This window comes from Stenotrophomonas sp. Steno-C18 (assembly GCF_056393195.1).
In genome coordinates this window covers 13,112-31,033 of the sequence record NZ_JBWJOX010000007.1, presented here as the reverse complement: position 1 = coordinate 31,033, position 17,922 = coordinate 13,112, and the positions used below count along the sequence as shown (strand labels likewise).

General features: G+C 68.7%; 20 protein-coding genes. 11 read left to right on the top strand and 9 right to left on the bottom strand.

Features of this window, described 5'->3' with window-relative positions:
* Nucleotides 1-138: 138 nt before the first annotated feature.
* Nucleotides 139-1,782, top strand: a complete 1,644-nt coding sequence (locus AC06FE_RS14665) for a Na+/H+ antiporter (protein WP_478073454.1) — start codon at nucleotides 139-141, stop codon at nucleotides 1,780-1,782.
* A 75-nt stretch (nucleotides 1,783-1,857) separates the two neighbouring features.
* Here AC06FE_RS14665 and AC06FE_RS14660 read toward each other — a convergent pair whose 3' ends face one another.
* A complete protein-coding gene (locus tag AC06FE_RS14660; RefSeq protein WP_132865809.1) occupies nucleotides 1,858-2,106 on the bottom strand; it encodes a DUF3297 family protein in 249 nt (82 codons plus the stop codon).
* 129 nt (nucleotides 2,107-2,235) lie between these two features.
* Between AC06FE_RS14660 and AC06FE_RS14655 the strand changes: the two genes are divergently transcribed.
* Nucleotides 2,236-2,778: a DUF6630 family protein gene (locus tag AC06FE_RS14655; protein ID WP_478073453.1), complete on the top strand. Its 543-nt coding sequence runs from the start codon at nucleotides 2,236-2,238 to the stop codon at nucleotides 2,776-2,778.
* Between the two features lie 30 nt (nucleotides 2,779-2,808).
* Here the strand turns inward: AC06FE_RS14655 and AC06FE_RS14650 are convergent, their stop codons facing one another.
* The 5 genes from AC06FE_RS14650 to msrB all read right to left on the bottom strand — a co-directional run bounded on the left by AC06FE_RS14650 (nucleotide 2,809) and on the right by msrB (nucleotide 6,171).
* Complete coding sequence (locus AC06FE_RS14650; RefSeq protein ID WP_323439034.1) at nucleotides 2,809-3,084, bottom strand: DUF4031 domain-containing protein; 276 nt, start codon at nucleotides 3,082-3,084, stop codon at nucleotides 2,809-2,811.
* A 14-nt stretch (nucleotides 3,085-3,098) separates the two neighbouring features.
* Nucleotides 3,099-3,575, bottom strand: coding sequence for a hypothetical protein (locus AC06FE_RS14645; RefSeq protein WP_478073452.1), 477 nt, complete (start codon nucleotides 3,573-3,575; stop codon nucleotides 3,099-3,101).
* A gap of 189 nt (nucleotides 3,576-3,764) precedes the next feature.
* A complete protein-coding gene (gene motB / locus AC06FE_RS14640) occupies nucleotides 3,765-4,700 on the bottom strand; it encodes a flagellar motor protein MotB (RefSeq protein ID WP_132865805.1) in 936 nt (311 codons plus the stop codon).
* Between the two features lie 10 nt (nucleotides 4,701-4,710).
* Entirely contained in the window at nucleotides 4,711-5,565 is an 855-nt protein-coding gene (gene motA, locus AC06FE_RS14635; RefSeq protein ID WP_132865804.1) for a flagellar motor stator protein MotA, read from the bottom strand.
* 138 nt (nucleotides 5,566-5,703) lie between these two features.
* The gene (msrB, locus tag AC06FE_RS14630) at nucleotides 5,704-6,171 is read right to left on the bottom strand and encodes a peptide-methionine (R)-S-oxide reductase MsrB (protein WP_446539882.1); all 468 of its coding nucleotides are present in this window, start codon (nucleotides 6,169-6,171) and stop codon (nucleotides 5,704-5,706) included.
* 102 nt (nucleotides 6,172-6,273) lie between these two features.
* Between msrB and AC06FE_RS14625 the strand changes: the two genes are divergently transcribed.
* Nucleotides 6,274-6,705, top strand: coding sequence for a classical arabinogalactan protein 4 (locus AC06FE_RS14625; protein ID WP_478073451.1), 432 nt, complete (start codon nucleotides 6,274-6,276; stop codon nucleotides 6,703-6,705).
* Nucleotides 6,706-6,867: 162 nt separating this feature from the next.
* On the opposite strand, the gene AC06FE_RS14620 is transcribed toward AC06FE_RS14625, so the two are convergent.
* A complete protein-coding gene (locus AC06FE_RS14620; protein ID WP_132865801.1) occupies nucleotides 6,868-7,347 on the bottom strand; it encodes a winged helix-turn-helix transcriptional regulator in 480 nt (159 codons plus the stop codon).
* A 149-nt stretch (nucleotides 7,348-7,496) separates the two neighbouring features.
* Here AC06FE_RS14620 and AC06FE_RS14615 point away from each other — a divergent pair, with 149 nt between their 5' ends.
* The gene (locus AC06FE_RS14615) at nucleotides 7,497-8,762 is read left to right on the top strand and encodes a D-amino acid dehydrogenase (protein ID WP_132865800.1); all 1,266 of its coding nucleotides are present in this window, start codon (nucleotides 7,497-7,499) and stop codon (nucleotides 8,760-8,762) included.
* Nucleotides 8,762-9,838 carry an alanine racemase gene (gene alr / locus AC06FE_RS14610; RefSeq protein ID WP_478073450.1) on the top strand — a complete coding sequence of 359 codons (1,077 nt, stop codon included), beginning with the start codon at nucleotides 8,762-8,764 and terminating at the stop codon, nucleotides 9,836-9,838. Before AC06FE_RS14615 ends, alr begins: the two co-directional genes overlap by 1 nt.
* Before the next feature lie 73 nt (nucleotides 9,839-9,911).
* Here alr and AC06FE_RS14605 read toward each other — a convergent pair whose 3' ends face one another.
* Nucleotides 9,912-10,481 carry a DUF3016 domain-containing protein gene (locus AC06FE_RS14605; RefSeq protein WP_446539885.1) on the bottom strand — a complete coding sequence of 190 codons (570 nt, stop codon included), beginning with the start codon at nucleotides 10,479-10,481 and terminating at the stop codon, nucleotides 9,912-9,914.
* A gap of 187 nt (nucleotides 10,482-10,668) precedes the next feature.
* On the opposite strand from AC06FE_RS14605, the gene AC06FE_RS14600 reads away from it, so the two are divergent.
* The 5 genes from AC06FE_RS14600 (at nucleotide 10,669) to AC06FE_RS14580 (ending at nucleotide 15,552) form a co-directional block, all read left to right on the top strand.
* Nucleotides 10,669-12,687 carry a hybrid sensor histidine kinase/response regulator gene (locus tag AC06FE_RS14600; RefSeq protein ID WP_446539886.1) on the top strand — a complete coding sequence of 673 codons (2,019 nt, stop codon included), beginning with the start codon at nucleotides 10,669-10,671 and terminating at the stop codon, nucleotides 12,685-12,687.
* Nucleotides 12,688-12,750: 63 nt separating this feature from the next.
* Nucleotides 12,751-13,056 (top strand): DUF3247 family protein, encoded by a 306-nt coding sequence (locus AC06FE_RS14595; protein WP_132865796.1) that lies wholly within the window; start codon nucleotides 12,751-12,753, stop codon nucleotides 13,054-13,056.
* Between the two features lie 62 nt (nucleotides 13,057-13,118).
* Complete coding sequence (locus AC06FE_RS14590; RefSeq protein WP_313252323.1) at nucleotides 13,119-14,174, top strand: class I SAM-dependent methyltransferase; 1,056 nt, start codon at nucleotides 13,119-13,121, stop codon at nucleotides 14,172-14,174.
* Entirely contained in the window at nucleotides 14,171-14,878 is a 708-nt protein-coding gene (locus AC06FE_RS14585; RefSeq protein ID WP_478073449.1) for a pseudouridine synthase, read from the top strand. The genes AC06FE_RS14590 and AC06FE_RS14585 overlap by 4 nt, the downstream gene beginning before the upstream one ends.
* Nucleotides 14,875-15,552, top strand: a complete 678-nt coding sequence (locus AC06FE_RS14580) for an HAD family hydrolase (RefSeq protein WP_446539888.1) — start codon at nucleotides 14,875-14,877, stop codon at nucleotides 15,550-15,552. The genes AC06FE_RS14585 and AC06FE_RS14580 overlap by 4 nt, the downstream gene beginning before the upstream one ends.
* Nucleotides 15,553-15,653: 101 nt before the next feature.
* On the opposite strand, the gene AC06FE_RS14575 is transcribed toward AC06FE_RS14580, so the two are convergent.
* Nucleotides 15,654-16,223, bottom strand: a complete 570-nt coding sequence (locus AC06FE_RS14575) for a DUF1415 domain-containing protein (protein WP_192287771.1) — start codon at nucleotides 16,221-16,223, stop codon at nucleotides 15,654-15,656.
* A gap of 223 nt (nucleotides 16,224-16,446) precedes the next feature.
* Here AC06FE_RS14575 and AC06FE_RS14570 point away from each other — a divergent pair, with 223 nt between their 5' ends.
* On the top strand, nucleotides 16,447-17,910 hold the full coding sequence (locus AC06FE_RS14570) for a benzaldehyde dehydrogenase (protein ID WP_478073448.1): 1,464 nt from the start codon (nucleotides 16,447-16,449) through the stop codon (nucleotides 17,908-17,910).
* Nucleotides 17,911-17,922: the final 12 nt, after the last annotated feature.

Here is a 17,922-nt window from a genome sequence, read left to right as displayed (position 1 = left end):
TGGCGGCCAAGGCCGCTCCTGCGCAGTGTCGACGCCATGCTGCATTCCACATGGCTGTGATAGTTTTCCAAGGGTTAATCAACCGTCGCTGCCAGCGCCGGCAGCATGCTGCCGCGGTGGTGAATCCGTGGAACGGGCATGCACACGATCGAAGTCGTCCTGGCCATGCTGGTGGCCGTCGTCGCCAGCGGCTATCTGGTAAGAATCCTTCCCTTTTCCCTGCCGCTGCCGTTGGTGCAGATCGGCTTGGGGGCGTTGATCGCCGGGGTGTTCAAGCGTGGCCATGCGCTCGACCCGGAGATGTTCTTCCTGTTGTTCCTGCCGCCGCTGCTGTTCCTCGATGGCTGGCGCATCCCCAAGCAGGGCCTGTTCCGCGACAAGGGCGCGATCCTGGAGCTGGCCTTCGGCCTGGTGGTGTTCACCGTGGTCGGTGCCGGCCTGCTGATCCACTGGATGATCCCGACCATGCCGCTGGCGGTGGCCTTCGCGCTGGCGGCGATCATCTCCCCGACCGATCCGGTGGCGGTCAGTGCCATCGCCTCGCGCGTGCCCATCCCCAAGCGGCTGATGCACATCCTGGAAGGCGAGTCGCTGCTCAACGATGCCTCGGGCCTGGTCTGCTTCCGCTTCGCGGTGGCGGCGGTGATGACCGGTACGTTCTCGCTGGCGCAGGCCTCGCTGACCTTCCTGTGGGTGGCCTTCGCCGGCCTGGCCATCGGCGTGGCGGTGACCTGGAGCGTGTCCACCTTCCAGCGCTGGCTGTGGCGCGGCTTCGGCGAGGAGCCCGGTGCCGCCCTGCTGGTCAACCTGCTGATCCCGTTCGCCGCCTACCTGCTGGCCGAAGAGCTCAGCGCCTCCGGCATCCTGGCCGCGGTCGCGGCCGGCATCACCATGAGCTACGTCGAGCTGACCGGCCGCATCAGCGGCAGCATGCGCGTGCAGCGCAGCGCGGTCTGGAACATGGTGCAGTTCACCTTCAACGGCATCATGTTCGTGCTGCTGGGCGAGCAGTTGCCGGGCATCGTCGAGCGCGCGGTGGAGACCATGTCGGTCACCGGCCACCAGAGCCCGTGGTGGCTGCTGGTCTACGTGCTGGCGATCAACGCCATCCTGATCGCGATGCGCCTGGCCTTCGTGTGGCTGTCATTGCGCTGGAACCTGCTGCGCGCGCGCATGCGCGGCGAGAAGGGCACCAGCACGCCGCTGCGCGTGGTGCTGGCGATGTCGGTGGCCGGCGTGCGCGGTGCGATCACCCTGGCCGGCGTGCTGACGCTGCCATTGATGATCCCCAGCGGCGCGCCCTTCCCGGCCCGCGACCTGGTGATCTTCCTGGCCGCGGCGGTGATCCTGGTGTCGTTGATCGCCGCCAGCCTGCTGTTGCCGCGCCTGCTGCGCGGGCTGGAGCTGCCCAAAGACGATACCTCGCGGCGCGAGGAGGACCTGGCCCGCAAGTCCTCGTCCAAGGCCGCGCTGGTGGCGGTGGAGCGGGCCCGCCAGGAACTGGCCGACGGCCAGCCCACCGGCAACGTGCAGCTGCTCAACGACGCGGCGGCGCGGGTCAGCCTGCTGTACCAGCGCAACCTGGACAAGGGCATCAGCCCGGACGAAGACCCCGACAAGATCAAGCGCATGGAGCAGGCCTACCGCAACCTGCGCTCGGCCGGCCTCAACGCCGAGCGCGAGGAATTGTTCCGGTTGACCCGGCGCGGGCAGATCTCCGATGAGATCTCGCGCAAGCTGATCCGCAACCTCGACCTGCTGGAAAGCCGCCAACGCGAATAGGCCGCTCCTGCCGGGGAATGCAGAAGGGCCGCGTGGGCGGCCCTTGCGTGTCCTGCCGAACCGGTGGTCCCGGTATCAGGCGTTCTTCAGCTCAAGGAAGTACGGTTCCACCGCGCCCTTGATCTTCAGCGTCATCGGGTTGCCGCGACGGTCGCGGGCCTTGCCGGCCTGCACGCGAATCCAGCCTTCGCTGACCGAATACTCCTCCACGTCATCGCGCTCGATGCCGTTGAAGCGGACGCCGACACCGCGCTCGAGGGCGGCGGCATCATGGAACGGGCTTTGCGGGTTGACCGCCAGGTGATCGGGAGGGGTATCGCTCATGGCACTGATTCATTGACGGCCACCGTGGCCATCTTCCGTGCCACAGGATAACCGCTGGGCGCGCGGACGGCTTCCGCCGCCGGGCGCGTGGCGGCAGAATGCGCGGCAAACACGCCGTGGAAGACCGCAATGCCCGACAACAGCGCCGATTACGAAGACGCCGACGAACTGCAACCCACCTTCGACGAGGATGACCATCCGGCACGGGTCTGGAACCTGCTGTGGCTGATCAACCCCGGTGACGAGGACGCGGCGCTGCAGCAGTTCGATGCCTGGCGCGAAGCCCGTGCCGGTGCCGAGGACGATCCGTCCGATGAAAGCTGGCTGTGGGACCTGAAGGACGCCATCGACTGGCGCGCCGGCTTCTACGTGGACTGGAAGGACACCGACTCCTTCGTCGCGGCGCTGCAGGAGCTGGCCGCGCGCTGGAACCTGGGCATCGACTGGGGCGGCGACCTGGACGACGAGGATTTCGCCGAGGACCTGGATGTCCCGGCGCTGATGAACATCGCCTACGACCGCCTGCGTGAGCACGGCTATTCGATCTGGAACTGGAATACCGGTGGCGACGCCTATGCCGGCTGGATCGCGCTCAGCCGCGACGACGAGGCGATGATGGCGCTGTGTTCGTTGCTGGGCGTGGAAGTGCGCCCCGGCAGCGACCCGTTCTGACGCTCCTGCCGGGTCCGGCGCCCGTTACGCCTACGGCTGGTACAGCGCCCGGGCGTTGGCGATCACCTGGCGCATCCGCGTGCGGTCGGTGTGGCGGGAAATCGGCTGCGCGCCCAGGGCGATGGCCTGCTCGCGCAGCGGCGCGGGCACGTCGTAGTGCACGCCGCTGGGCAGGTTCTGGAAGGCGCGGCGGGGAATCCCGAGCTGCTGCGCCAGCGCATGCAGCTCGGGCAGGGTGTCGGCCATCAGATGCGCCCAGCGTTCGCCACGCCAGGGATGTACCGCATCGTCGATATAGACCGTCACGATCGGCCCGGGGCTCAGGCCTTGGGCTGTTCGTCGGCGTCGGCCGCCGGTGTATCGGCCTGCTCGGCCGCTTCGCTGGCTTCGGCCACGTTCGTGGCTTCCTCGCCCTCGACGCCTTCGAATTCGGCGACCAGGCCGGCCAGGTAGTCGTCGGCGGTCTTGCCTTCGTCGGCGGCCAGGTCGTCGATCATCTGCTGCAGCTGCGCGGAGTATTCCAGCGTGACCTTGCGGCCTTCCTTCTCCTGCACGTTGGCCAGGTGCTTGAGCATGGCCAGCATCGGCACCGGGTTATCGGCATTGCCCATGGTCTGGCCGCCGATGGCCAGCAGCCATTCGTTGCCCTGCAGGCCAATGGCCGCCACGACCTGGCCTTCTTCATTGACCAGCACGGCGTGGTTCTGGATCTGCTGCTGGGCGTTCAGGCGGGCGAACGGGCGGCGTGGGGCCTGCTTCTTGCGCTTGTCGCGCTTGGCTTTGGACTGCTTGGACATGGGCTCGGTAGAGAAGGAAAACAGCGGCCATTGTAGGCGCCCGGGCCGGTTCCTGCCTTGATGGGGGCCCCTTGGGCCGCCGCCGTCCTTGCCTTCGTTGCACAAAAGGGGCCAGACGCGGGGGTGCGCGGGGATCGGCCGGAACCGCGTGGAATGCCCTCCCGCAGGCCCGGGATGCCCCCGGCCTCCTTACTCCACCGCAGGCGGCGTTACCACTGCCACCGGCGCCGCACCGGGCGCAGGCACCGGCAGCGACTCGGTCTCGTTCAGGGCGGCGGCCTCGGCTTCCTTGGTCATCACCACGATGCTGATGCGACGGTTGATCGGGTTCTGCGGGTTGGCCTTGTCGAACAGTACCGAGGAGGACAGGCCGACCACGCGGGCGACCTTGGCCTCGTCCATGCCACCTTCGATCAGGATGCGGCGCGCGGCATTGGCACGGTCGGCGCTCAGCTCCCAGTTGCCATAACCCAGCTGCGTTGAGTACGCGGTGGTGTCGGTGTGGCCGGTGATGCTGATGCGGTTGGGCACCTGGTTGATGAAGTGCGACAACTCCAGCAGGATCGATCGCGTGTAGGGCATCAGCCGTGCGCTGCCGAGGTCGAACATCGGCCGGTTCTGCTGGTCCACGATCTGGATGCGCAGGCCCTCGGGGGTGATGTCCAGCAGCAGCTGGTCCTTGAACGGCTCCAGCGCCTGGCTCTTGCTGATCGCTTCCTGCAGGTCCTGCTTCAGCGCCTCCAGCCGCTGGCGCTCGCGCTCGCGTTCAGCCACCGGCGTCGGCACCGCTTCCTGCTTGTTCTGGAACGGGTCGTTGCTGTTGCCGCGCGAGATGTCGGTGGCCCCGCCGAGCTTGATCATCGACGTGCTCGCACCGCCCGGCCCGGCCATGCCCGGGGCCGGCGTGCTGCTGGTGCCGCTCAACGGGCTGGGGTTGCGGAAGTACTCGGAAATGGCCGCGCGCTCGGGCTTGCTGGTGCTGCCCATCAGCCACATCACCAGGAAGAAGGCCATCATCGCGGTAACGAAGTCGGCATAGGCCACCTTCCAGGAGCCGCCGTGATGGCCGCCGCCCTGGACCTTCTTGACCCGGCGCACGATCACCGTGGGCTTGGTATCGCTCATCGTGGCTGCCTTACTTGACCGACTTCAGGTGCTGCTCGAACTCGCTGAAGCCCGGGCGCAGTGCCGAGGGCACGGTCTTGCGCGCGAACTCCAGCGCGATCTTCGGGTTGTAGCCGCGCAGGCAGGCCAGCAGTGCGGTCTTGACCGACTCGTAGATGCGCGCGTCCTGTTCGGCGCGTGCTTCCACCGCCGCCGCCAGCGGGCCGATGAAGCCGTAGCCGAGCAGGATGCCGAGGAAGGTGCCGACCAGCGCGCCGGCCACGTGGGCGCCGACTTCCTTGATGTCACCGCCGATCGAACCCATGGTGATCACGATGCCCAGCACCGCGGCGACGATGCCGAAGCCGGGCAGGCCATCGGCCACCTTGTTGAGAACGTGCGCCGGCTCGATGGCCTCGTGGTGGTGTTTTTCCAGCTCCAGTTCCAGCAGTGGCTCGAGCTCGTGCGGCTCGATGTTGGAGCCGATCATCAGGCGCAGGCAGTCGGTGATGAAGTCCATCAGGTGGTGGTCGGCCAGCACCTTGGGATAGTTGGCGAACACCGGGCTTTCCTGCGGTCGCTCGACGTGGTCCTCCAGCGCCATGAAGCCTTCGCGGCGGGCCTTGTTGAGCAGTTCGTACAGCAGGCTGAGCACGTCCAGGTAGTCCTGGCGCTTGTACTGCGGGCCCTTGAAGACGCCGACCACGGCCTTGAGCGTCTGCTTGACGGTCTTGACCGGCGTGCCGACCAGGAACGCGCCCAGCGCCGCGCCGCCGATGATGACCAGCTCGTAAGGCTGCCACAGCGCGCCCAGGCGGCCGTGCGCGCCGACGTAGCCGCCGAGCACGCTGATGATGACGATGAGCAGGCCAACGAGGATGAGCATGGTGCGGGCACGGGGAAGGGGATATCCCGTTGTCGGCACGCTCGCCGGATTCTGTAGGCGCGGGCTTGGCCGCTAAGCAGGGCGTGCGTGCAGACGGCCAGGCGCCGCCATGCCCCCGGCATCGCTCGGCGCGATTGCTCAGCGCGCCGGTTCGGCCTCGGCGCCACCGCGCTGCAGCGGGTCGGGGTAGGGCTGGCCCTGGTCGACGAAGCCCAGCGACACCGAGTTCAGGCAGTGCCGCTCGAAGGTCGGCGGCGGGCCGTCCGGGAACACATGGCCCAGGTGGCTGCCGCAGCGGGCGCAGACGATCTCGGTGCGCACCATGCCGTGGCTGGTATCGCGGATCTCGCCGACATGGGCCGGGTCGAACGGGGCGAAGAAGCTGGGCCAGCCGGTGCCGGAGTCGAACTTGGTGCTGGAGCGGAACAACGGCAGCGCGCACAGCCGGCAGCAGTAGACGCCCTGGCGCTTGTTGTCCAGGAACACGCCGCAGAACGGCGCCTCGGTGCCGTGCTGCAGCAGCACGCGCTTTTCCTCCTCGCTCAGGCCAGCGATGAGGGCATCACGCTGTGCAGCGCTGGGGGGGGTCAGGTCGAAAGCGGTCATGGCGAGGAATCCGTGGGGCAGGGAACCATGGTGGTGGCCGGTTCATCGCCATGCAAGTCGAATGGGTGCATGCTTCGAGCCGGATACAGACAGGGACGGGTGATGTTCCGCACGACCACGGTATTGCTTGTCGCATTGCTCCTGCCGGTGACGGCGCTGGCCCAGTTGCAGGCCCCGGCCTCGCCGACCGCCACGCGGCCGGTGAGCCTTCCGGGTTCGCCACCGCCGACCTCACCGACGGCCACCCGCCCGTCGAGCGTGCCGCCGCCTACCCGCGACGACGCGCAGCGCGAGGACCCGCAACCGCGGGTGCCACCCCCGCCGCGACCGACCAAGCCGCCAGTCAAGCCGGTGACCCCGCCACCGCCGATGCGCCCGATCTACGACAGCAAGGGCCAGCGGGTCGAAGGCATGCGCCAGGCCGGGCCGAACCGGGTCTTCGACCCGCGGACGGGGCGATATCACACCACCGAGCCGAGCGGCGTCGGCCAGCGCATCGTGCCGCCGCCGGCCGGAGCAACGCCGCAGAGGTGACGTGTGTTTTCCATGCGTGAAAGGGCCTCTCCCCAGCCCTCCCCTTTGCTGCACGAAAGGGAGCAGGTGGACAGTCCGGCGCTCCCGGCTCCCTGCAGCGCGCCTGACTGCGCCTGCCTTGCGCCGAAGGCGTAGGGGAGAGGGACTTCTGCCGTCGGCCACTCACTCATCAATCGGCAGCGACAAGGTCTCCTTCACCTCTTCCATCACGATGTAGCTCTTGGATTCGCGCACGTGCGGCATGGTCAGCAGGGTGCTGCCCAGCAGCTTGCGGTAGGAGGCCATTTCGTTGATGCGGGCCTTGAGCAGGTAGTCGAAGTCGCCCGATACCAGGTGGCACTCCAGCACGTTGGGCAGTTTGAGCGCGGCGCGGCGGAACTCCTCGAAGATGTCGCCGGACTTGTAGGCCAGGCTGATCTCCACGAATACCAGCAGGCTGGCCTTCACGAACTGTGGATCGAGCCGGGCGTAGTACCCGGTGATCACCCCTTCGCGTTCCAGGCGGCGCACCCGGTCGGTGCAGGGCGTGGTCGACAGCCCCACCCGTTCGCCCAGTTCGGTGAAGGAAATACGGCCTTCCTGCTGCAGGATGCGCAGGATCCTGCGGTCGATCTTGTCCAGTTCGCGGCTGCGCGTGGCCATCGGGATTCTGCTTTTGATGAACGAAACAAGAAATTACCCTGCATCGGCCAATCAATACAGGGAAAAGTTCTGGAAGGACCTGAATATACTGCGCCGTTTCCAGTGCCTGCCCACTCCCGGGCAGGAAATGATCGGGTCAGGAGAGGGCAATGCGAGTTCTGGTGCTTGGCAGCGGTGTGATCGGCACGACCAGTGCCTGGTATCTGCGGCAGGCCGGCTATGACGTCACCGTGGTCGACCGGCAGCCGGGCCCGGCGCTGGAGACCAGCTTTGCCAACGCCGGCCAGCTGTCCTTTGGCTACACCTCGCCCTGGGCCGCCCCGGGCGTGCCGTTCAAGGCCATCAAGTGGCTGTTCGAGGAACACGCGCCGCTGGCGATCCGCCCGACCGCCGACCTGAACCAGTACCGCTGGCTGTGGCAGATGCTGCGCAACTGCACCGCGGCCCGCTACGCGGTGAACAAGGCGCGCATGGTGCGGGTGTCCGACTACAGCCGCGACTGCATCAACGAACTGCGCGCGGCCACCGGCATCGACTATGAAGGCCGCCAGCTCGGCACCACCCAGCTGTTCCGCACCCAGCAGCAGCTCGACGCCGCCGCCCAGGACATCGAGGTGCTGCGCCAGTACGGCGTGCCGTACGAGGTGCTGGACCGCCAGGGCATCGCCCGCGTGGAGCCGGCGCTGGCCAGCAAGACCGACCTGCTGGTCGGCGCACTGCGCCTGCCCGAGGACCAGACCGGTGACTGCCAGCTGTTCACCCGCAAGCTGGCGGCGCTGGCCGCCGATGCGGGCGTGGAGTTCCGCTTCGACCAGGACATCAGCGCGATCCAGGGCGACGGCGACCGCATCACCGGTGTGCGCGTCAACGGCGCGCTGGAAACCGCCGACCAGTACGTGCTGGCGCTGGGCAGTTACTCGCCGCAGTTGCTGGCGCCGCTGGGGATGCGCCTGCCGGTCTACCCGCTGAAGGGCTATTCGCTGACCCTGCCCATCACCGATGCGGCGATGGCACCGAACTCGACCATCCTGGACGAGAGCTACAAGATCGCCATCACCCGCTTCGAGGACCGCATCCGCGTCGGCGGCATGGCCGAGGTGGCCGGCTTCGACTTGTCGCTGGAAGCACGCCGCCGCGCCACGCTGGAGAAGGTGGTCAACGACCTGTACCCGCAGGGTGGCGACCTGTCCAAGGCCACGTTCTGGACCGGCCTGCGCCCGGCCACGCCGGACGGCACCCCGGTGATCGGCGCCACGCCGTACCGCAACCTGTTCCTCAACACCGGCCACGGCACGCTGGGCTGGACCATGGCCGCCGGCTCGGGCCGTTACCTTGCCGACCTGATGAGCGGCAGGACGCCGCAGATCAGCAGCGAAGGCCTGGACATCTTCCGCTACGGCAAGGGGCAGCACTGATGCGCCCGGCACAGGCACTGATCGACCTGGAGGCGTTGCGCCACAACTACCGGCTGGCCCGCCAGCTGGGGGGCGGCAAGGCCTTGGCGATCATCAAGGCCGACGCCTACGGCCACGGTGCGGTGACCTGCGCACGCGCGCTGCAGGACGAGGCCGACGGTTTCGGCGTGGCCTGCATCGAGGAAGCGCTGGAGCTGCGCCAGGCCGGCATCCGCGGGCCGATTCTGCTGATGGAAGGCTTCTTCGATGCGGCCGAGTTGCCGCTGATCGTCGAGCACGACCTGTGGACGGTGGTGTCCTCGTCGTGGCAGCTGGAGGCGGTGGAAGCCTTCCGCACCGATGCCACGCTGCGCATCTGGCTGAAGCTGGACAGCGGCATGCACCGGCTGGGGTTGTCGCCGGATCAGTTCCGCGATGCGCACGCGCGCCTGAGCGCGCTGCCCACCGTGGGACCGCTGGTGATGATGAGCCACCTGGCGCGCGCCGACGAACTGGACAGCAACCGCACCCGCGAGCAGTTGGACGTGTTCCAGCACGCCATCGCCGGCCTGGCCGGCGAGACCAGCCTGTGCAATTCGCCGGCGCTGCTGGGCTGGCCGGACGTGCGCAGCGACTGGGTGCGCCCGGGCCTGATGCTGTACGGCGCCGATCCGCTGTACCCGCAGCCCAGCCCGCACGCGGCGCAGCTGCGCCCGGTGATGACGTTGCAGTCGCGGGTCATCGCGGTGCGCGAGCTGGGTGTCGGTGAGCCGCTGGGCTATGGCGCGCGGTTCATCGCCCAGCGCCCGACCCGCGTCGGCGTGGTGGCGATGGGCTATGCCGATGGCTACCCGCAGTTCGCGCCCAATGGCACGCCGGTGTTGATCGATGGCGTGCCCGGGCAGCTGATCGGCCGCGTGTCGATGGACATGCTCACCATCGACCTCACCGACCACCCGCAGGCGGGCCACGGCAGCGTCGTGCAGCTGTGGGGCAATGCGCCGACCATTTCCGAGCTGGCCCCGCGCTGCAACACCAGCGCCTACCGCTTGCCGTGCAGCCTCAAGCGCACCCCGCGCGTCTACCTGGGCGAGTAAGCCGCGCCGCCGGCCACCCATGCAGAAGGGCCGCATGCGCGGCCCTTCCTGGTAATGCCCGGTTCGGGTGGAGTTACAGCCCGGCGGTCTTGCGTTCCGGTTGCAGCTCGCGGCGCAGCCAATCGTCGAGCAGGCGCTTCTCGTAACGCAGCGGATCGGTGTTGCTGGGCAGGCTGCTGTTGAACAGGTAGCCGGTGTCCGACAGCCGGCGCTCGCCCTGGTCGATCACCTGGCCATTGGCATCGGTCAGGGTGAACTGCAGGTTGATGCGCGGCGGGTAGATGTCACGCAGGAAGCGCACGTCGTCCATCTGCGGCCCATGCCATGGCTCGTAGTCACCGGCACGCTTGATGTCGGTGATGGTCACGTCCAGTTTCTGTCCTTCGGGCAGGCGCTTGTCGGCCTGCTTGCGCAGGTGTTCGGCCAGGGTCACCACCCAGTCGCCGCGCTGGGCTTCCCAGCGGTTGCGGCTGTTGCGCAGCTCGGTGAACTGGGCCGGGTCGGTCCACTGCACCTGCACCGTACCTTCGGTGGGCAGGGCACGCGGGGCCTCCGGGTCGGACACGTTGCGCGGCTTGGCATGGGCACCGGCAACCGCCAGCAGGCAGGCCAGGCCAAGTCCGGTGACGGTCAGGGTTCTCATGGCACGTACTCCGGTGGGTTGGGATGGACCAAGTGTGATCGGGGTTGGGAGAGCCGGCAATGAACGCTGTCAACCTGCCAGCCCCGGATTGCGTGATGGTTCATCATCACGTCCTGTGGATCGCCCGCTGCGCAGACTGCAGCAGCGCCGCCGCCAGCCCGAGTACGCCCCCCCGAACGCCCCGCCGATGCTCCCCTTCGACCACGAAATCCGCCGCCCGCTTCCCAACCTGCCTGACCTGGACCTGGAGAATGCCTCCGTGTACCGGGAGGTGTTCGATGCGGTGGGAACCGGCTTCTGCGTGATCGAGCTGCTGTTCGAGAACGAGGAGGCCGTCGATTTCCGTTACCTGAAGGTCAACCGCGCGTTCGAGCGCATCACCGGCCTGGCGGAGGTGACCGGCCGGCGCGTGCGTGAAGTGCTGCCGGGGGTGGAGCCGTACTGGTTCCAGTTGTTCGGCCACGTGGTGCGTGAAGGGCGGATGGTGCAGTTCGAGCGCGAGGTGCGCGAGCTCGGTCGCTGGTACTCGGTGGAGGCCGTGCGCGTTGGCGCGCCGGAGCAATGCCGGGTGGCGATGTTGTTCTTCGACATCTCCGAGGCCAAGCGGGTGGAAACCGAGCTGGCCGAGAGCGAGGCGCGCTTCAGCGCGCTGGCCGACGGCCTGCCGATGCCGGTCTGGGTGCTGGATGACCTGGGCCAGGTACGTTTCGTCAACGCCGCCTTCGGCACCTACTTCGGCCTGGCCCCGGACGTGGACATCGGCCCCGGGCATTGGCAGAAACTGCTGCATCCCGACGACCTGGCGCCGTTCGGGTACGAACTCGAAGCGGCCCTGGCCGAGCGCCGCGAGCTGCACATGAGCGTGCGCGTGCGCCGCCACGACGGGCAATGGCGCTGGCTGGAGATGAATGCCGTGCCGCGATTCTCCCCGGACGGCCGCTTCATCGGCCTGGCCGGCAACAGCCCGGACGTCACCGAGCGCCGCGAGATCGACATGGCGCGCGAGGAACTGCTCGCCGCCGAGCGTGCCGCGCGCAACGCCGCCGAAGGCACCGCGCGGATGAAGGATGAATTCCTGGCCACGCTGTCGCATGAACTGCGTACGCCGTTGACCACGGTGCTGGGCTGGAGCGAGCTGCTGCTGCAGCGCATGGACGCCGACCACCCGATGCGCAAGGGGCTGGAGGTGATCGCCAGCAGCGCGATGACGCAGAAGCACCTGATGTCGGACATGCTCGACCTGAGCAGCATGCTGCTGGGCAAGGTGCAGCTGGAAGTGGAGGTGCTGGACCTGGCCGAGCAGGTGCGCGAGACGGTCCGCGCGCAGGAGCTGGTGGCCGAAGGCAAGGCGCAGGAGCTGACCCTGTCGCTGCCCGAGCATCCCTGCCAGGTGCTGGGCGATGCCACCCGCATCCGCCAGATCCTCTCCAACCTGCTCTCCAACGCGATCAAGTTCACCGCCGTCGAAGGCCATATCCACATCCGCGTGCTGCGCGACGGCGAACATTACGAAGTACGGGTCAGCGATGACGGCGACGGCATCGCGCCGGAGTTCCTGCAGCAGCTGTTCAGCCGCTTCAGCCAGGCCGATGGCACCACCACCCGGCGCCATGGCGGGCTCGGGCTGGGCCTGGCCATCGTCCAGCAGCTGACCGAACTGCATGGCGGCACGGTGTCGGCCGAGAGTGCCGGCGAGGGCCGTGGTGCCACCTTCCGGCTGCGGCTGCCGGTCCATCGCGCCCGCGAGGCGGAGGGACGACCGCGGCGCAAGGTGCAGCGTGGCCCGATCGGCGCACAGGTGGTGGCCGCGCACGCGCTGGCCGGGTTGCGCATGCTCGCGGTCGAGGACCAGCCGGACATGCTGGTCTACCTCAAGCGCCTGCTGGAGGAGCAGGGTGCTTCGGTGGTGGCCGTCAGCAGCGCCGCCGAAGCGCTGGAACTGCTGGGCATGGGTGGCCATGCGGCCTTCGATGTGCTGATCAGCGACATCGGCATGCCCGGCATGGACGGCTACGGGCTGGTCACCACCCTGCGCGAGACGCTGGGCATCGGCGGGGCCGAACTGCCGGCGGTGGCGGTGACCGCGCTGGCCCGCGAGGACGACCGGCGCCGTGCGTTCTTGGCCGGCTTCCAGGGCCATATCGCCAAGCCGTACAGCGTGGCCCAGCTGGTGGGCGCCATCCGCGATGCCCGCTTGCCGCGCTGAATCTTTGCGCCGGTTTCACGCGCCGCCCCGCTAATGTGATGGCGAGCACTCTTGGACGCTCGCATGGCCCTCTACGCGCCCCACGTCTATTCCGACCCGCTGACCATTGCCGCGCTTGAAACCCTGGCGGGGGAACTGCCGGGGCAGGCGCGGGTGATGCTGGTGCTCAAGGACGGCAGCCGGGTCGCCGGCACGGTGGTGATGCGGCCTTGCCTGCAGCACTTTTCCGACCCGGCCGAGCAGGCCGGGGTCAACGCCATGGTGCGCTTGGACGACCTGGCGCGGATCTCCCAGCAGCACGTGATCTGGCTGGACAGCGTCCGCCAGGTGCTGCGGCTGGGCGAGCCGGGGCCGGGCGAGGTCCTGTAGCGTTGCGGTGGGCCGGGGCCAAGCCCCGGTAGAATGGACGGCCCGTTCCAAGAAGTACCGGCATGCCCGCCCTGCAAGACGCCCCGCTGCAAACCCTGTTCCTGCCCTTTTCCCATGCTGGCCTGCGTTGGCCGGCCGGCCCGGTGTTGTTCCTGCGCGCCCGCGATGGCTGGCCGCTGCGCGAGCACGCCGCGCCGGGGCAACTGGTCTGCGCGCAGAGCTTCCGCCCGTTCGCCGACGCGCTGGGGCGCAGTGGCTGGCAGGTGGTGGACGAGGACGCGCTGGACGCCGACGACACGCGTTATGCGCTGGTGCTGGTGCTGCCGCCGCGCCAGCGTGATGAGGCCCGCGCGCTGTTCGCCCGTGCGCTGTCGTCGTTGGCGCCGGGCGGCATCGTGGTTGCCTGCCAGTCCAACAACGAGGGCGCGCGCTCGGGCGAGAGCGACCTGCAGCAGCTGGCCGGGCTGGGCGGCAAGTTGACCAAGAACCACTGCCGCACCTACTGGACCGCGCCGGCCGATGGCCGTCATGACGAAGCCCTGCGCAAGCGCTGGGCGGCACTGGACGCGCCGCGCGGCATCGTCGATGGGCGCTTCCAGAGCCGGCCCGGCGTGTTCGCCTGGGACCGCATCGACCCGGCCTCGGCGCTGCTGGTCGAACAGCTGCCGGCCGACCTGGCCGGGCGTGGCGCCGACCTCGGCGCCGGCTGGGGGTATCTGTCGGCCGAAGTGCTGGCACGCTGCCCCAAGGTCACCGCGCTGGACCTGTACGAAGCCGAGTCACGCGCGCTGGCGCTGGCCCGCCGAAACCTGGCCGGCAGCAGCGCCAAGCTGGACTTCCGCTGGCATGACGTCACCGCCGGCATCGACGGCCGCTACGACTTCGTCGTTTCCAACCCGCCATTCCACACCCCGGCGCGCGAAGACCGCCCCGACATCGGCCAGCGCTTCATCGCCGTGGCCGCGCAGGCACTGCGCCCGGGCGGGCAGCTGTTCATGGTGGCCAACCGCCACCTGCCGTACGAGCAGATTCTCAACGAGAGCTTCGGCCAGGTGCGCGTGGCGGCCGAGCGCGATGGCTTCAAGGTGATCGTCGGCACCCGCGGGGGCCGCGCATGAAGCTGGTCAAACACATCGCCAACCTCGGCTACGGCAGCCGCAAGCAGGTGCAGGGGATGTTCCGCGAAGGCCGCATCACCGACGCCGACGGCGAGGTGCTGTATGCCGACGACAAGGTTGAGCACGACGCCATCCGCGTCGACGGCGAACCGCTGGACCCGCCGCCCGGGCTGGCGCTGATGCTGTACAAGCCGACCGGCTACACCTGCTCGACCAAGGACCAGGGGCGGTTGGTCTACGACCTGCTGCCCGAGCGTTTCCGCGACCGCGACCCGGTGCTGTCCAGCGTCGGCCGCCTCGACCGCGATACCTCCGGCCTGCTGCTGATGACCGACGACGGTCAGCTGCTGCACCGCATCGTTTCGCCCAGGGCACGCCTGGACAAGGTCTACGTCGCCGAGCTGGCGCAGGACCTGCGCGGTGACGAGGCGGCGCAGTTCGCCAGCGGCACGCTGCTGCTGGAATCGGACGACAAGCCGCTGCTGCCGGCCGAACTGGAGGTGCTGGGCCCGCGCCAGGTGCGCCTGACCCTGCACGAAGGCCGCTACCACCAGGTGCGGCGCATGTTCGCCGCGGTCGGCAACCACGTGCAGGCGCTGCAGCGCGTGCGCATTGGCGGCCTGGACCTGGGCCAGCTGCAGCCGGGGCAGTGGCGGCAACTGCAGGCCGCCGATCTGGAGACCCTGTTCGGAGCGGCCCAGTGAACCTGATGACGGGGCTGCCGGCACGTCCGCAGGCGGTGATCTTCGACATGGACGGGCTGATGCTGGACAGCGAACGCGCGCTGCTCGGTTGCCTGGAACAGACCGCGCGCGCGCATGGCTACGAGGTGCCGCGCGCCCTGCTGCTGTCGCTGGTGGGCTCGGCCGATGCGGTTACCCGCCGCAGGCTGGGCGATGCACTGGGGGTGGAGCGCACCGACGCGCTGCTGGCCGATTCCTATGCCCGTTACGACGGCATCGTCGAAGCCGGCGTGCCGTTGCGCCCGGGCATCCTCGAACTGCTGAAGCTGCTGGACGCGCACCAGGTGCCGCGCGCGGTCGCCACCGCCACCCGCACGCCGTTGGCGCAGCGCAAACTGGAAGCGGCTGGCCTGCTGGCGTATTTCCAGGCCGTGGCCACCAGCACCGAAGTGGCCCATTCCAAGCCGGCACCGGACATCTACCTGCTCGCCGCGGCGCGGCTGGGCGTGGCGCCGCAGCATTGCCTGGCACTGGAAGATTCGCCGACCGGCGTGCGCGCGGCGCTGGCGGCGGGCATGACCACCATCCAGATTCCCGACCTGCTCGAGCCTGACGACGACGTCCGCGCGCTGGGCCACCGCATCACCGGCTCGCTGCACGACGTGCACCAGATGCTGCAACCCTGGCTGGGCTGAACCCGGCCAGGTTCCCTCATGGCAGCGCGGGCAAGCGGTTCGCCCGGTGACCCTCCCGCAGGCCGGGATGCAATCCCGGCGCCATGCGCCGCACGTGGGTTTCAGTGCGGCTTTTCGCCCGACAACAACCGCTCCCAGCCGTCCACGCCCAGCTTGTCCAGCGTGGCGATGTTGCGTTCCACGATCACGTCCGGGTCGGGGAAGGCCGCCACCGCGCGCTCCACGCTGTCTTCGCGCAGCAGGTGCAGGATCGGGTAGGGCGCGCGGTTGGTGTAGTTGCTGACGTCGTCCGGGGCCACGCCCTCGAACTGGTACTGCGGATGGAAGCTGGCCACCTGCAGGATGCCCGGCAGGTCCAGCGCTTCCAGCACCGCGTCGGCGTTGTCGAGGAAGTCGTTGTACTCCAGGAAATCGGTCAGCACGTCCGGATGGATGATCAACGTCGTGTCGATCTGCTCGGCCGGGGTGTCGCGCAGCAGCACCAGCTCCTCGGCGAGTTCTTCCAGCAGTGCCTCGGGCGTGGTCGCATCGCTGAGCACGAAGCGCACCTGCTGCTTGACGTACACCGCCTTGGCGAACGGGCACAGGTTCAGGCCGATCACCGCCTTCTCCAGCCAGTTCCGGGTAACGGCGATGGGATCGGGGGCAAGGTGGTCGGTGAAGTCGGTCATGGCAGGCCCTTTGGGCTGGCTGGGGGGCCGATTGTAGAGGTTCCGGCACACCTGCTGTCCCGTGATGAGGCCGGGTACAGCGCCGGCTGTCCCGCAATGAAACACCCGCAAGTCCCGCAATGGCGGCCTGCGCGGGCATCTGCGTGATTGTCGGGCACGGCCAATAGCCAACGCCGGGGTGGGGGTATCCAATGCATCGCAAGCGATGCGTGGAGTGTGTGTGATGAGCGTACAGACCTTCCTGCCGGCCGCACTCTGGTCGGGCAAGCAGTTCGTCGGGCAGTGGCGGGACGGACGCATCCTGCACGAGGTACGCGAGCCGGCGACCGGGCGTGCGCTGGGCCAGGTGGCGATGGCCTCGCCCGAGCAGATCGCCGAGTCGGCGGCGCGGGCCGCGCACGTGCAGCGTGCATGGGCCGATGCCGGGCACGAAGTGCGCGCAGGTGTGCTGCGTCGTGCCGCCGTGCTGGCCGAAACCCATTCCGGCGAGATCGTTGACTGGCTGGTGCGCGAGGGCGGGTCGACGCGGCTCAAGGCCGGTTCCGAGCTGAAGGTGGTTGTCCGCGTGCTGCACGAGGCGACGGCATTGCCCTCCCGTGCCGTTGGCGAGGTGCTGCCATCGCAGCCGGGGCGGTTGAGCCTGGCGCGGCGGCGCCCGCTGGGCGTGGTCGGGGTGATCTCGCCGTTCAACTTCCCGCTGTACCTGGCCCTGCGCGCGGTCGCGCCGGCCTTGGCGCTGGGCAATGCGGTGGTGCTCAAGCCGGACCCGCGCACCGCCGTGTGCGGTGGGCTGGTGATCGCCCGCCTGTTCGAACTGGCCGGCCTGCCGGAAGGCGTGCTGCATGTCCTGCCCGGGGACGGCGCCGCCGGTGCGGCGCTCACCCGCGACCCGCACGTGCGGATGATCCAGTTCACCGGGTCCACCGCCGCCGGGCGCAAGGTCGGCGAAACCGCGGGCCAGCACCTGAAGAAGGTGTCGCTGGAACTGGGCGGGAAGAACACGCTGATCATCCTGGACGATGCCGACATCGACCTGGCCGTGGCCAACACCGCCTGGGGCGCGTACCTGCACCAGGGCCAGATCTGCATGGCGACCGGGCGCGTGCTGGTGCAGCGTGGCCTGTACGCGGCGTTCGTGGAAAAGCTGGTGGCCAGGGCAAAGCAGCTGAAGGTGGGTGACCCCGCGCAGGAGGACGTCGCACTGGGGCCGCTGATCAACGCGCAGCAACGCGACCACGCCATCGGCATCGTCAACGCCGCGCGCGCGGCCGGCGCCACGCTGGCCGCCGGCGGTACGTTCCACGACCTGTTCTTCGCGCCGACCGTGTTGGCCGACGTGGGCCGTGACAATCCCGCGTTCGGCGAGGAGATCTTCGGCCCGGTGGCAGTGGTGGTGCCCTTCGACAGCGACGATGAAGCGGTCGAACTGGCCAATGACACGCCCTACGGCCTGTCGATGGGCGTGATCACCGCCAACGTCGGGCGTGCGCTGAAGCTCGGTGAGCGGCTGCACACGGGGTTGCTGCACATCAACGACCAGACCGTGAACGACGAGGTGCTCAACCCGTTCGGGGGCGTGGGCATCTCGGGCAACGGCACCAGCATTGGTGGCCCGGCCAACCTCGACGAGTTCACCCAGTGGCAGTGGCTGACGATCAAGGCCGATGCCCCTGCCTATCCGCTGTAAGCCAGGAGACCG